The sequence below is a fragment of the Lentiprolixibacter sp. genome, from assembly GCF_982873095.1.
On sequence record NZ_CEYNTP010000001.1, the window covers coordinates 3,029 to 17,606 of the forward strand.

At 47.3% G+C, this 14,578-nt stretch carries 11 protein-coding genes; all 11 read left to right on the forward strand.

The window, feature by feature from the left end:
• The first annotated feature begins 199 nt into the window (after window positions 1-199).
• The 11 genes from AC4E7D_RS00030 (at window position 200) to AC4E7D_RS00080 (ending at window position 14,501) form a co-directional block, all read left to right on the forward strand.
• The gene (locus AC4E7D_RS00030; protein ID WP_490171744.1) at window positions 200-2,314 is read left to right on the forward strand and encodes a glycoside hydrolase family 97 protein; all 2,115 of its coding nucleotides are present in this window, start codon (window positions 200-202) and stop codon (window positions 2,312-2,314) included.
• Between the two features lie 69 nt (window positions 2,315-2,383).
• The gene (locus AC4E7D_RS00035) at window positions 2,384-3,565 is read left to right on the forward strand and encodes an MFS transporter (protein ID WP_490171745.1); all 1,182 of its coding nucleotides are present in this window, start codon (window positions 2,384-2,386) and stop codon (window positions 3,563-3,565) included.
• Window positions 3,566-3,649: 84 nt separating this feature from the next.
• Window positions 3,650-5,152 carry a serine hydrolase gene (locus tag AC4E7D_RS00040; RefSeq protein WP_490171746.1) on the forward strand — a complete coding sequence of 501 codons (1,503 nt, stop codon included), beginning with the start codon at window positions 3,650-3,652 and terminating at the stop codon, window positions 5,150-5,152.
• A gap of 75 nt (window positions 5,153-5,227) precedes the next feature.
• Window positions 5,228-5,701 (forward strand): (2Fe-2S)-binding protein, encoded by a 474-nt coding sequence (locus tag AC4E7D_RS00045; protein ID WP_490171747.1) that lies wholly within the window; start codon window positions 5,228-5,230, stop codon window positions 5,699-5,701.
• Window positions 5,702-5,708: 7 nt separating this feature from the next.
• Window positions 5,709-7,898 carry a xanthine dehydrogenase family protein molybdopterin-binding subunit gene (locus AC4E7D_RS00050; RefSeq protein ID WP_490171748.1) on the forward strand — a complete coding sequence of 730 codons (2,190 nt, stop codon included), beginning with the start codon at window positions 5,709-5,711 and terminating at the stop codon, window positions 7,896-7,898.
• A gap of 35 nt (window positions 7,899-7,933) precedes the next feature.
• Entirely contained in the window at window positions 7,934-8,740 is an 807-nt protein-coding gene (locus AC4E7D_RS00055) for a sterol desaturase family protein (RefSeq protein WP_490171749.1), read from the forward strand.
• Entirely contained in the window at window positions 8,737-9,117 is a 381-nt protein-coding gene (locus AC4E7D_RS00060) for a DUF7670 domain-containing protein (RefSeq protein WP_490171750.1), read from the forward strand. The genes AC4E7D_RS00055 and AC4E7D_RS00060 overlap by 4 nt, the downstream gene beginning before the upstream one ends.
• Before the next feature lie 213 nt (window positions 9,118-9,330).
• Window positions 9,331-10,101 carry an outer membrane lipoprotein-sorting protein gene (locus AC4E7D_RS00065; RefSeq protein WP_490171751.1) on the forward strand — a complete coding sequence of 257 codons (771 nt, stop codon included), beginning with the start codon at window positions 9,331-9,333 and terminating at the stop codon, window positions 10,099-10,101.
• 63 nt (window positions 10,102-10,164) lie between these two features.
• The gene (locus AC4E7D_RS00070; protein ID WP_490171752.1) at window positions 10,165-13,197 is read left to right on the forward strand and encodes a WD40/YVTN/BNR-like repeat-containing protein; all 3,033 of its coding nucleotides are present in this window, start codon (window positions 10,165-10,167) and stop codon (window positions 13,195-13,197) included.
• A gap of 68 nt (window positions 13,198-13,265) precedes the next feature.
• Window positions 13,266-14,147 (forward strand): hypothetical protein, encoded by an 882-nt coding sequence (locus AC4E7D_RS00075; protein ID WP_490171753.1) that lies wholly within the window; start codon window positions 13,266-13,268, stop codon window positions 14,145-14,147.
• Window positions 14,148-14,159: 12 nt separating this feature from the next.
• A complete protein-coding gene (locus tag AC4E7D_RS00080; RefSeq protein ID WP_490171754.1) occupies window positions 14,160-14,501 on the forward strand; it encodes a VOC family protein in 342 nt (113 codons plus the stop codon).
• Window positions 14,502-14,578: the final 77 nt, after the last annotated feature.

A 14,578-nucleotide genomic window follows, 5' to 3' on the forward strand; every position in this document is an offset into this window, starting at 1 on the left:
ATGACCCACTGGGTAAAGGTAGAGGGCGATAAATGGCAAATAAAAAAGTTTCTTTTTAATTCCCCGCCCGCCTCAGAGGCAGATCAGGCTCAATAATAATATTCCTTCACATCATCCAGGGGCAGGAAGACTTACATTACTACTATGAAACGCCTTTAATAATGATTAACTTGACGAACTGAACAATAGCCCATTTTCTATGAAAAAAATATCCCTGCTCTCTCTATTTTCCATAATACTGATCACATCCTCCTGTGAAAAAGAAAGCGCAACAGTTGTCACTTCACCAAATGGGGTGAATACCATAACCTTCCAGCTCACTGAAAAAGGGGAGCCAATGTACTCCGTAGTCCATGGGGAGGAAGTAGTCATTGGCAATTCGAAAATGGGATTCGATTTTAAAGACCAGGAATCCCTGAGCAGCGGTTTTAGCCTCCTCGGTACCGAACAAAACACCATAAACGAAACCTGGGAAATGCCCTGGGGGGAACAGCGAGAGGTCGTAAACCATGGAAATGAACTTTTAATAATGCTGGAAGAGCAAAACACCCCCGGACGAAAACTCAATGTGTATTTCCGTGCCTATGACGACGGGGTGGCCTTCCGGTATGAATTCCTGCCTCAGGAAGGCGTGGATTCCCTCACCATTATGGATGAAAACACAGAATTTCAATTGACAGGAGACCACATGGCCTGGTGGATACCGGGCGACTGGGATATCTATGAACACCTCTATACCACCACAAAGGTTTCAGAGATCGATGCCCTCTCCAAAAGGGATCACCCTGATCTCGCATCATCTTATATCCCTGAAAATGCTGTCAATACCCCAGTGACCATGCGCATGGAATCGGGTACGCACCTCAGCTTCCACGAAGCCAACCTCACCGATTATTCAGGAATGACGTTGAAGGTGGATGGGGAAAATCTTAAGTTGACAAGCGAGCTGGTAGGTTCAGAAAGGACAGGGTATAAAGTGAAAAGAGCACTTCCTTTTAAAACACCTTGGAGAACCATTCAAATTGCAGACACAGCTGCTGAACTCATCGCTTGTAATTTGATTGTCAACCTCAACGAACCCAACAAACTTGGAGACGTGTCCTGGTTTGAGCCTCAGAAATACATGGGGATCTGGTGGGAAATGCACGTTGGGACCTCAACCTGGGATTACGCCGGCTCCCAGGATATGGGCACCTGGACTAAGGATGGAAGGCCCCATGGCAACCACGGCGCCACAACCGATAACACCAAACGCTATATCGATTTTGCCGCCAAAAACAACATCAGGGGGATCCTTGTGGAAGGATGGAATACGGGCTGGGAACGCTGGATCGGATTTGAAGACCGGGAGGGTGTTTTTGATTTTATCACCCCCTATCCAGATTATGACCTGCAGGAGGTGGTTCGATATGGGAAGGAAAAAGGGGTGGATATCATCATGCACCACGAAACTTCTGCCGCACCGCGTACCTATGAACAACAATTGGATACGGCCTACGCCCTGATGAAAGAGCTGGGGATTCATTCCGTAAAAACCGGGTATGTGGGGAAAATCATCCCTAAGGGAGAATACCACCACGGGCAATGGATGGTAAACCATTACCGAAAAGTACTGGAAACGGCTGCAGGATATGAAATTGCCATCAACGCCCACGAGCCCATCAAAGCCACCGGATTAAGACGGACCTATCCGAATGCTATAGCACGTGAAGGGCTGAGGGGGCAGGAATTCAATGCCTGGTCAACAGATGGTGGCAACCCCCCTGAACATCTGCCTATTGTGGCCTTTACGCGTATGTTAGCAGGGCCCATAGATTTTACGCCCGGCGTATTTGAAATTAGCCTGCCACTTAAGCCCAATAACCAGATAAATACTACAATAGCACAACAATTAGCTTTGTTTGTAGTCATTTACAGCCCGATACAAATGGCCTGTGATTTTCCTGAAAATTACGAGGGGCAGCCCGCCTTTCAGTTCATCAGGGATGTGGGGGTCGATTGGGAGCAAACCAAAGTGCTGAATGGGGAAGTAGGAGATTTTGTTACCATTGCCAGGGAAGAACGGGAAACCGGCAACTGGTTCGTGGGTGGTATTACCAACGAAAATGCAAGGGAAATCAACCTTGCCTTTGATTTCCTTCCTGAAGGCCAGTCGTACAGCGCTATCCTCTATAAGGATGGTCCGGATGCACATTACCGTACGAATCCAACCGCTATCACGATTGAAGAATTTGAGGCCACCAGCGAAAGCAGCCTGAGCATTGACCTCGCAGAAGGGGGTGGGTTTGCAATTAGCCTTATGAAAACAGAATAGGGAATACCAAGGCACAACTGACCAATAGGGTGGAGAGCACTTCGTTTTTCCGTCCCCACTAGCGAAGTATTGAAGATACCCAAACACATACTGCCGGTAATTGTCCTGTCGCAATTCTTTTGTACCTCACTTTGGTTTGCAGGAAACGGGGTAATGCAGGACCTTCTTGAGGTGTTTTCCCTCAATGCATCGGCGCTCGGGAACCTCACTTCTGCTGTACAGTTTGGTTTTATTTCCGGCACATTGCTTTTTGCTTTCCTAACCGTGGCCGACAGGTTTTCGCCTTCGCGAGTATTCCTGATCAGTGCCCTTCTGGGCGGACTGTTCAATCTCGGGATGGCATGGGAAGGAAATACCTATTACAGTCTGTTCCTGCTGCGTTTCCTCACTGGATTTTTCCTCGCTGGTATTTATCCGGTTGGGATGAAAATAGCGGCTGACTATTACGATAAAGGCCTGGGAAAATCCCTGGGCTACCTGGTCGGGGCCCTGGTTTTGGGTACGGCTTTTCCCCATCTGATCAAGAGTTTTGGACAGGAACTGCCCTGGAGGCTCGTGGTATACACCACCTCTTCCCTGGCTGCCCTGGGTGGCCTTATGATGTTTGTGTTCGTGCCTAACGGACCATATCGAAGGAGGAGCGATCAACTCGACCTGACTGTCATTTACAAGGTTTTCAAATCCCCTGGTTTTCGGTCAGCTGCCTTTGGCTACTTTGGCCATATGTGGGAACTTTATGCCTTCTGGGCTTTTGTACCGGTAATGCTTACGTTCTATAAGTCGCTCCACCCGGAGGCCGTATTCGAGGTGTCCTTCTATTCCTTTCTGATCATTGCCATAGGCGGATTATCTTGTGTGATCGGGGGGTATCTCTCCCTGAAATGGGGCCCAAAAAAGATCGCGTTTATCTCTCTCCTGAGTTCTTGCATGTGCTGCCTTGTTTCACCCCTTTTCTTCTCACTTGCATCAGAATGGGTGCTTTTGATATTCCTGCTGTTCTGGGGGATGGTAGTGATTTCAGATTCCCCGCTATTTTCCACCCTGGTGGCCAAAAATGCGCTCGCAAACAACAAGGGTACGGCACTCACGATAGTAAATTGCCTGGGTTTTGCCATTACCATCCTTAGCATTCAGCTGCTGACGGTGCTGGTTGAAACGATCCCACGCACTTATTTGTATATGCCCCTGGTTTTAGGGCCTGTGCTTGGGCTTTGGGCGCTTTCGTCCAAATCGAGAAGTCCTGTCCGTTAGTCTTTATTGGAATTCCTTGGGTAAGTGCCTTTCAGGAACATCTTAATTTTTCCTACCTTTTAAACCTAATCAACCTAAGACCTTATGAAAATTATCTCCTCCTTTTCATTGCTGATTTTTCTTATTTGTTTCAGTCCCGCTGGAAGTGCACAAACCGACAAGAATAAAGCCCTGGATGATATGATCCGGCTTGGGATGAAGGACTGGAAAATTCCCGGACTTACCACAGTAGTGGTGAAGGATGGGGAAGTGGTTTTCAAAGAGGTGTACGGTGTTAAAAATCTGGATTCACAAGAGCCCGTGAATGGGGCTACCCTGTTTAGTATGGCTTCCACCACAAAAGCAATTGTTTGCATGGCCCTGGGAATCCTGGTGGACCAGGGCAAGTTGAACTGGGACGATAAGGTTCAGAAACACCTGCCGGATTTTCAATTATCCGATCCCTACATCACCCGAGAGGCCAGGGTTAAAGACCTCTTAACACACAACCTGGGTATTAGACCCGCCGATTTGCTCTGGGCAATAGACAGTGTTTCCACCAAGGAGACCCTGAAACGGTTCAGTAAGGTAGAGAAGGGATATCCTTTACGGGGAGGCAATGCCTACAATAACCTGATGTACGCAGTGGCAGGTGAGGTTATTGCTGCCGTAAGTGGTAAGGAATGGGGCGCATTCGTGGAAGAACATATCCTGAAGCCTATCAATATGTCAAGGACCTTAACCAAAGCCAGGAACATTTACAAAGCAGGCAATTACGCCATCCCTTATGATTATGACGAGGAATCCAACCCGGTTCGGGTCGCACACACCTTGTCTGACCAGATTGGTGCAGCAGGGATGATGTGGTCTTCGGCTGATGATGTTGCCAACTACCTCAAATTCCTCGTTAACGATGGGGTATTTGAAAATGATACCCTGATCAAACCCGCCACTTTCAAGTACCTTTTCCAACCCCAGGCACTACTGACAGCATCCAGTTTTTATCCGACTCTTAAACTCACCAAGCCCAATTGGATAACCTACGGCCTGGGCTGGTTCCAGCACGACTACCGGGGTCATAAACTGGATTTTCATACCGGCAGCTTGCCCGGACTTATTGCGATCACAGGTATAATGCACGACAAGAATGTGGCTGTGTATGTTTTTGCGAATATGGACCATGCAGAACTGCGGCATGCTATTCTGTATAAGGCTATGGACCTCTTTGCCTTTGATGACAATAGCAGGGATTGGCACAGTGAAATCTTTGAACTTTACACAGACTTGAAGCAAAAAAATAAAGAAGCTGCCGAAAAAAGGGAAAAAGAGCGAATACCCAATACCTCACCCTCCCTGGCTCTTAATGACTATACCGGAAACTATAACAATGACATTTGGGGAGAAATCCAGGTTACAGTCAATAACAATGAACTTATTCTATCCCTCAACAACAGACATACCCTCAAAGCCAGCCATTGGCATTACGATACCTTCCGGTCAGACAAAGACAACCGGTTCAGGGACAATATTATGTTCACATTCAACCTAAACAACGAGGGCAGGGTTGACGAATTGGAACTTTTTGGGGATATGTTCAAAAAACAATAGTGTATGTGTAAATCCTCCTCAAGGGGATCATTTCCATCCATTTTTATGTAACTTAAGAAGCCTAAAACCAACGATATGCCAACCTATACCCTACGCGTCAACGCCCAGGATTATGAGGTGGAAGTTGCCCAGGGCACTTCACTCCTGTGGGTGCTCAGGGAACACCTGGGACTTACAGGGACCAAATACAGTTGTGGGATTGCCCAGTGCGGGACCTGTACCATCCATGTTGACGGTAATCCAGCGAAAGCCTGTATCCTCCCTGTTGACGGGGTAACCGGCGGACAAGAAATTACTACAATCGAAGGCCTGTCAGAAAATGGGGACCACCCTTTGCAACAGGCCTGGGAGGAGGAGCAGGTACCCCAGTGCGGGTATTGCCAATCCGGACAGCTCATGCAGGCAGCAGCACTACTAAAAGAAAACCCGAGGCCCAGCCGGGAAGAAATCAAGACCTACATGAGTCCTGTACTTTGCCGCTGTGGCACCTATATGCGCGTTGTAAAAGCTATTGAGAGCGCAGCAAACAGTTCCCAACCATTAAGCTGAAATCCCTATGAAGAATCAACTCTCAACAGCAGCCAACAGAGCTTTCACCCGACGCGACTTTTTGAAATCTACCAGTGGGGTAGCCATGTTCATAGGCGTATCGGGTTTGCTTCCACAACTGATCTCCTGTAAGGACCAAAAACGCATACAGGAACAACTTGAAAAACACCCTATCACCGCCTGGGTACAGATCACCGAGGACGGTGAGCTTACCATTTACAATCCGGCGGCTGAAATGGGACAGGGCTCTATGACCTCATTGCCCCTGCTCTTTGCAGAAGAAATGGATGCCGACTGGTCGCGCGTAAAAGTGGAATTTTCTCCCCAGGAATCCGACATCTATGGCTCTGAAGGTTGGGCCCCCGGTAGCAAGCTTATGTTTACTGTGGGCAGCCGGACTACCAAAAGCTACTACCCCGTAATGCGAAGGGCAGGAGCCCAGGCCCGACATATATTGAGGTATTCTGCCGCGGAGCATTGGGGCGTGCCGCTTACTGAAACCTCAACCAATAACAGTGAAGTGTTCCATGAAGCATCTGGTAAAAAAATGAGCTACGGGGAGCTGGTCCCTGTGTTGAAAGTTCCTGAAAACCTTCCCGATTTTTCAGAAGGCGGACTGAAAGACCGGAAGGATTTCAAGTTGGTGGGGGCCGATATCCCCCGCACAGAAATACCCTCAAAAAGTGATGGCAGTGCACAGTTTGCCATAGACCTGCGTCTCCCGGATATGGTCTACGGTGTCCTGGAACGCGGCAACCTTCATGGGGCAGTACCTACATTGGAAAACGCAGATGAGATCCTGGCCCTTGAGGGAGTACTCAAACTCGTCCCTTTTGATTATGCTGTTGGTATTGTAGCCCAAACGCTGGAACAGGCCCTGGAAGCCAAGAAACGCCTTCAAATAAAATGGAGCGAAGCACAGGCATCAGGTTTCAATTCACAAGAGGCTTTTACCAAATACGAAAGGATTGCCAAACAGGCCAAAAAGGGTAAAATCATCAACGAGGTGGGTGATGTAAATTCTGCATCTCAAACGGCTGCAAAAACTTACACGGTAGATTTTAAAAACGACTATGTCTACCATGCACAGATGGAACCCCTCAACGCTGTAATTCAGGTTGCAGAAGACTGGGGAAGCGCTGAAGTATGGGTAGGGAGCCAGCAGGGTCCGGACACGAAACTGGGCGTGCCGGAAGTCCTTGGCATACCTCCGGAGAAGGTCAATGTGCATTTGCAATATTTAGGAGGCGGTTTTGGTCGTAGGAGCATGAACGATTTCGTTGAGGAATGCGCCCGGCTTGCCGGGGTGATGGCGCCCCTTCCGGTGAAATTGCTTTGGACCCGCGAGGACGATGTGGGTTATGGCGCCTTCCGTCCCTTGTCCCTCCAGCGACTGGAGGCAAATGTTGATACCCAGGGGAATATTACAGGGTTAAGGCATTGTGTGATCGGAGATGGTGGGCACCTGGTGGCCAGCGGCGCCCGGAATGACCATTATAATATTCCCAATCAACTGGTAGAATGGCGGGAAGCCTCACATGGGATCCGACTGAAACACTGGCGTGCCGTTGGGCATGGCCCGAATAAATTCGCCATAGAAGCTATGCTCGATGAAGTAGCCTTTGAACAGGGTATGGATCCGGTTGCCCTTAGAAGGAAACTGATGGCTGATTCACCCAGGGCACTTGCTACCCTGGATAAAGCAGCCGAAATGGCCCAATGGGATGCTCCTGTTGAAGAAGGGCGGGCCAAGGGAGTTTCCTTTGTGGAACACGGCTCCCTGGGAACCGGAATTTGCGAAATTTCAGTCGACCGCAGCAGCGGGCAAATAAAGGTCCACCATTTCTGGATTGCCCTGGATGCAGGTGTGGTGGTACAGCCGGATAATGTCAAGGCCCAGATGGAAGGTGGTATTATCATGGGGATGAGCAGTGTCCTCAAAGAGCAGATCACCATTGAAAATGGGAAGGTACAACAATCCAACTACCACAATTACCCGCTTTTGCGGATGCAGGATATCCCGGATAGCATCGAAACCGTACTGCTGGATTCCAATGAGATCCCCGAAGGTGTGGGAGAAACCGCTACCCCGATGGTAGCTGGTGCGATTGCAAATGCATTTTTAAAACTCACGGGTAAACGATTGCGCCACCTGCCCTTTACACCGGAGCGGGTATTGGCTGTTTTGAACAGCTAAACGAATAGATACAACCAACCTTTAACAAATAAACAATGGAAACCTTGAACCAGCTCCTGGCCATCGACCCCAATTATATCTTAATTGGTTTGATTGTGGTATTTTTTTCCATGGAAATGGCCTTTATCCGCCCGATCAGCTTCAAAGGCAAGCTGACCCACTTGTTCGAAAGTTTACTCTTTCAAATTATCGTAATTCTCATGGGGTCCCTCTTTGGCCTGATGATCGTTACCGCCTTCGATTTCATTGACGAGAACAATTTTGGGCTTTTTAACTGGATTGAAGTCCCTTTTGCCCTGAAAGTAATTGTCGGTGTTTTTATTATTGACTTCGCGGATTACTGGTTCCATCGGTTCGACCATAAGGTCCCGGTCCTTTGGCGTTTCCACAGGGTACACCACAGCGATACAGCCATGGATGCTTCCACCGCTTTAAGGCAGTATCCCACAGAGCTTTTTTATTTCACTTTTGGGGAGCTGATGCTGTGCGTGTTATTCGGGCTGGATATCCTATCTATGAACATCTTCCTGTTCCTGGTTATTCCCGCCTTTTTTTTCCAGCATACCAACATCCGTTATCCAGCATTCCTGGACAAGGCCCTGGGCTGGTTGATTTTGATGCCCAATTTTCACAAGGTACACCACGAACAGGACCAGCACTTTACAGATTCTAACTACGGGACCCTATTTGTTATCTGGGACCGCTTGTTCGGAACGTTTCGGACAAAGCCTGTCGAAGAGATCAATTACGGCCTTAAGGAGTTTGAGGGAGCCAAAAAACAATCTTTCCTGTTCCTGATCAGGAGTCCCTTCATGAGCATCAAGCGAATTATTGATCAATGAGCAGGAAGGTTAAAATTTTATATTGGACCCCCAGGGTCCTCTGCATCCTGGCGATTATGTTTATCAGCCTATTTGCCCTGGATGCCTTTGAACCAGGACGTACATTAGGGCAACAGTTATTGGCATTTCTGATACATCTCGTCCCCTCATTTATATTGCTGGCCATACTTCTGGTAGCCTGGAAGTGGGAGAAAATAGGTGCGATCATCTTTATACTGATTGGTGTGATTATGAGTCCCTTGGTCTTCATACACAACTACCGCATGAATGAGTCGTTTGGGATGAGCCTGGGGATCATTGCCATGATTACCCTGCCTTTTATTATAGTAGGGATTCTTTTTGTTTTAAGCTATAAAAATAAGCGCAGGAAAACATAGGCAATACTCCGTTTGAAGATTTAGAAATTTTGGGGTTAATCTGTTCATCCAAACGTTCTATTCACATTAAAAATTCCATTCCAAATATTTAATTATTAACCTCAAAATATAGGGTTGATTTCCCTTCTTTTTCATATCTTCTTAGCTTATTTGTAACAATGGTCTCCTCCATGAGACCAATACCTAGATAACAGTAATCCAAAAAATTTTATGATGAAAAAAATATCCCTTATTCTGGCCATGATTACACTATTTGTGGCCGTTCCCACCCAGGCGCAGTCCGTTGATGAAATCCTGGATAATTACTTCGAAAATACCGGCGGTCTGGAACAGTGGAAAAGCCTTACGGGCATTAAAATGAAAGCCAAAGTGAACCAGGGAGGGATGGAGATCCCTCTCGAAATCATTCAATTGAAAGATGGCCGGCAAATGACGACCATCACCTTCCAGGGTAAGGAGTTTAAACAAGGTGTTTTTGACGGCGATGTACTCTGGGGCCACAATTTTATGACCATGAAGGCAGAAAAGAATGATGCCGAAACTACGGCCAATTTTAAACTGAACACCAATGATTTTCCGGATTCCTTTATAGACTACAAGGAAAAAGGATATACCGTGGAATATTTGGGCACAGAAGAAATTGAAGGAACAGAGACCTATAAATTAAAGTTGATCAAAGAACCTTTAACTATAGATGGGAATGAGGAACAGGATATAAGTTTCTACTTTTTCGATACCGAGAATTATGTCCCCCTTGCCGTTCAGACAGAAATTAAGGCAGGGCAAGCAAAGGGCATGACCCAGGAAATCACTTTTAGCGACTACCAGGAAGTAGAAGGCCTCTATTTCGCTTTTTCAATGACTACTGGCGTAAAAGGCGGGCCTTCAAATCCCATGAGTTTTGATAGCATAGAGCTCAATCCCGAGGTTGAAGATGCTGCTTTTAGCTTTCCCGAGGAAATAGCACCCGAGGAAAAAAATTAATCTGTTGCAATCACTTATTATGGCCCTAAATTTTAGGGCCATATTTATAAATACGAGACCACAATGAAATCAAACACAGTATTCCTAATTGTATTGGGGCTTGTGTTCCCCATGCTATGTAGTGCGCAAGCACAATCGGGCATAGATGCCTCTAAAATTTTTGGCGATCTTAGAGCCCGTCATATTGGACCCGCCCTGATGAGTGGGCGGATAAATGATATGGAAGTTCACCCTTCCAATCCCAGGGTAATTTATGCAGGAACCGCGGGAGGCGGCGTTTGGAAATCAAACGACGCAGGAACTACCTTTAATCCCATATTCGACGACTATTGCCAGTCTATCGGGGCTGTGGAAATTGATCCCAACGATCCGGACAATACGATCTATGTGGGTACCGGGGAAACCTGGACAAGGAATTCGGTATCTATCGGAGACGGCCTGTACAAAACCACAGATGGAGGGGCCAACTGGAAGAAGGTCGGTTTTGAGAAATCAGAACGTATTGCCAACATCATCGTTAACCCAAATAATTCCCAGGAAGTTTATGTGGGCGTGCTTGGAGCACTTTGGGGGGATAGTGAAGAAAGAGGGGTATATAAATCTACTGATGGGGGTGCCACCTGGACGCAGCTGCTCTATGTAAATCCCAAGACAGGTTGTGCAGATCTGGCTATGGATCCCGCTGACCCGAACACCCTGTATGCCTCCATGTGGGAATTTCGCCGCACCGGCTGGTCCTTTGAATCAGGCGGGGCAAATAGTGCCCTCTACAAATCCACAGATGGCGGTGCTACCTGGAATAAGATCCATAATGGGTTCCCGGAAGGCAAATTGGGCCGGCTTGCGATTGCCGTTGCCCCTACCAACCCGCAGGTGCTCTACACAGTGATCGAGGCAGAAAAGGACGAACGCAAAGGATTATACAAAAGTAACGACGGCGGTGCCTCATGGGAACAACTAAACAACGATTTTGGTATTACCGTACGCCCCTTTTATTTCTCGCGCATCGTTGTAGATCCCAGGGATGAAAATGTAGTGGTCAAAGGCGGGTTGAGTGGTTCTATTTCCCGTGATGGCGGTAAAACCTTCAAAAATCTGGGGAATATGCACTCCGATATCCACGATATCGCCTTCAGCATCAAAGATTCAGACATCATGTATGTAGGAACAGACGGTGGCGTCTATCGCTCCTGGAACGGGGGAACAACCATGGAAATCGTTGAAAACCTTCCTCTTTCCCAGTTTTACCACATCAGTGTGGACGACGCAGAACCATACAATGTGTATGGTGGACTTCAGGATAATGGTTCCTGGTACGGCCCCTCTTCTTCCCCCGGGGGCGTAAATGCCCGTGATTGGGAGTCGGTAGGGCAAGGCGATGGATTCCGTGTGCTAAAGCATCCTACCAAACCTGTTATTTATTCAGAAATGCAAGGGGCGGAGAACGTCTGGAGAATAGATACCGAACGCAACCTGATCAAGACCATCCAACCCCAGCCCACCAAGGAGGCGGAAAAATTGCGTTTTAACTGGAATGCGCCCATGGCCATAAGTGCGCATCAACCCGATCGCTTCTATATGGGTAGCCAATACCTGCATAAGTCAGAGGACATGGGCGATAGCTGGGAGATCATATCGCCAGACCTCACGACCAACGATCCTGCAAAACAGAATCAGGAAGCTTCAGGAGGCTTATCCGTGGATAATTCCGGTGCGGAAAACCACACGACCATTTTTACCATTGCAGAATCACCGCTTGATGAAAATATCATCTGGGTAGGGACCGATGATGGCAATGTTCAGGTGAGCAGGGATGGCGGAAAAAGCTGGACGAATACGGTTCAAAACATTTCCGGACTCCCGGCCAATACCTGGTGTTACCACATCGAGGCCAGCTCCCTGGACAAGGGTACTGCATATGCCGTTTTTGATGGCCATACACAAAATGATATGGCACCCTATGCATATAAAACTACAGACTATGGGGCCAGCTGGACCAGTATTATCAATGGAGAGGTTGAAGGCCCGGTCCGGAACATACAGGAAGATTACGTCAACCCCAACCTCCTCTTCCTCGGTACGGAATTTGGATTGTACATCACTCTGGATGGAGGACAAAACTGGAGTAAGTTTACCAACAATATGCCTGCTGTGGCCGTACATTTTATTGACCTGCAGAAGCAGACCAATGACCTGGTGATGGGCACACATGGCCGGGGGGTAATCATAATTGATGATATTTCTCCACTGCGTGCCCTGACTCCTGAAATCCTGGATAAAAATGTCCACTTTTTTGATAACAGTCCGACTGTTATCAACGAAACCAGCAATTTTTCGGGGAACTTTGGTGGGGAAACTGAGTTCGTAGGGCCTAGCAAGACCAAGAACCTGCAGATCAAGTACTATCTGAAAAAGCGGCATACGTTTGGAAAAATGACCATGGAGATCCAGGATATGGATGGAAATAAAATCGTGGAGATTGGACCTGGCAAATCCAGGGGAATCAATATCGTGAACTGGAATTACACCAGGAAAGTGCCAAAAGTAGCCAAGGGAAAGACGTTTACTTTTGGAGGATTCACAGCTCCCCAGGTTCCTGCAGGGACGTACAAGGCTGTGATGAAAAAAGGAAAAGAAACCTTTGAGCATAGCTTCGAGCTGGTGTATGACAAGAACTCTCCCTTATCTGAAAAAGATCGGGAGCTGAAAAACCGTATCACCATGGAGCTCTACGATATGACGCAGGAGCTGGCGTATTTTGTGTATGAAATGGATGAGATGATCGCCAAAACGGAAACGGAAGGCAACAAAAAAATGCTTTCCAAACTTAATACCCTCAAGGAAACCCTTGTGATCACTACCGGGGATAATTACGTAGGAAGCGCAGAACCTCAGCTTAGGGAAAAAATGACCGACTTATACAGCAAGGTGGCTAGCAGTTACGACGCCCCTACCCAGGCCGACCTGGAAAACCTGCAGCTTATTTCGGCGCGTTTTCAACAGGCGAAGGACGATTACGCCAAACTCAAGAAAAAAATGAAAGGCCTTGAGGGCGTATCCCTCAAGAGCTTTGATGCCTTTCTGGAAAGTAAGTAATCATTATCCAATACCTATAAGCCCCCTGTCATTTGTACCAGGGGGCTTATTTTCATTTAATTTCCCATATGCCTCATGTCCTGAGTAATAAGGTTCTTGAAATCCATCTGGATGTGCCCCTGGAGGGATATTCCTTTAGCCGGTTCGACTGGACGGGTAAAATCACTCAGGTGCTATATCGCAACCTTCCGGTGACTGCCACGGAGCGGACAGACCAGGTGGATCATAATTTATTCGGAAAAGGCCTTTACAATGAATTCGGGATCGATACGGCACTGGGATTCCAGGAAGCGAAGCCCGGGGAATGGTTCCATAAGATTGGGGTAGGCGCCTTGAAAAAAACCGATGAACCTTACCAGTTTACCAGACGCTACAAAATAAGACCGGCCCGGTTCCAATTTGAAACACTTCCGGATAGTGTGCTTATCAGCTGCCTTTCCGAAACCTTAAATGGATATGCCTATGAACTCCACAAGGAAATCAAGCTTCAAGAAAACAGTCTGATCATAACTTACCAATTGGAAAATAAAGGGCGAAAGGTCATTGAAACGGAGGAGTATGTCCATAATTTCATGGGTGTTGCAAAGGACCTCATTGGAAAGGACTATCTGTTGCGATTCCCTTTTGAGCTGGATCAGAATAAATTCCAGGCACTCGTTAATTCGGAAAGGAAAATGGCCATTGGAAAAAATGAAATCAGCTTCCTGGGCATCCCCAACGAGCAATTTTTTGTCAGCCATCTCAATGGCGAGGAGACCGTATCTGCGATCTGGGAGCTGCAACATCATCAAACGGGCATCGGGATGCGGGAAACAGGTAGCTTTTCCACCCAAAAGGTGAATCTCTGGGGGTGGCAGCATGTGATCAGTCCAGAATTATTTCAAAACGTTTCAATAGATCCCGGAAATACCGAAGCATGGACCCGTACTTATCAATTTTTTAACCTCTAAAACGATGAACCAATGACTAACAACCACATTGATTATATCGAATTCAAGGCCCACGACCTGGAAAACACCAAAGCTTTTTATTCCAACGCCTTCGGATGGGAATTTACCGACTATGGCCCTACCTATACCTCCTTTGCGGAAAGCGGTATTTATGGTGGTTTTGAGACCACCGAAGAACCTATTGTAAATGGAACCCTCATAGTCTTGTATCATTCAGACCTGGAAGCCATTCAAGAGCAGGTTCAAAAGGCAGGAGCGCAAATTAGTAAGGCCATATTTTCCTTTCCCGGGGGAAGGAGATTTCATTTTAAAGACCCCAATGGAAATGAACTGGCTGTCTGGTCTGATAAATAGAAGCTGCCAGGGATCAGGTGTTAGAACAAACCCTAATCCCCTTATTCTGCTTTAGGCAATATCAGGAAAGTGGTATC

What these genes read in the sequence shown, in the direction of transcription:
- AC4E7D_RS00055 (WP_490171749.1), top strand. Translation starts at nt 7,934, where the DNA reads ATGGAAACCTTGAACCAGCTCCTGGCCATCGACCCCAATTATATCTTA.
- AC4E7D_RS00075 (WP_490171753.1), top strand. Translation starts at nt 13,266, where the DNA reads ATGCCTCATGTCCTGAGTAATAAGGTTCTTGAAATCCATCTGGATGTG.
- AC4E7D_RS00045 (WP_490171747.1), top strand. Translation starts at nt 5,228, where the DNA reads ATGCCAACCTATACCCTACGCGTCAACGCCCAGGATTATGAGGTGGAA.
- AC4E7D_RS00065 (WP_490171751.1), top strand. Translation starts at nt 9,331, where the DNA reads ATGAAAAAAATATCCCTTATTCTGGCCATGATTACACTATTTGTGGCC.
- AC4E7D_RS00040 (WP_490171746.1), top strand. Translation starts at nt 3,650, where the DNA reads ATGAAAATTATCTCCTCCTTTTCATTGCTGATTTTTCTTATTTGTTTC.
- AC4E7D_RS00070 (WP_490171752.1), top strand. Translation starts at nt 10,165, where the DNA reads ATGAAATCAAACACAGTATTCCTAATTGTATTGGGGCTTGTGTTCCCC.
- AC4E7D_RS00060 (WP_490171750.1), top strand. Translation starts at nt 8,737, where the DNA reads ATGAGCAGGAAGGTTAAAATTTTATATTGGACCCCCAGGGTCCTCTGC.
- AC4E7D_RS00050 (WP_490171748.1), top strand. Translation starts at nt 5,709, where the DNA reads ATGAAGAATCAACTCTCAACAGCAGCCAACAGAGCTTTCACCCGACGC.
- AC4E7D_RS00080 (WP_490171754.1), top strand. Translation starts at nt 14,160, where the DNA reads ATGACTAACAACCACATTGATTATATCGAATTCAAGGCCCACGACCTG.
- AC4E7D_RS00030 (WP_490171744.1), top strand. Translation starts at nt 200, where the DNA reads ATGAAAAAAATATCCCTGCTCTCTCTATTTTCCATAATACTGATCACA.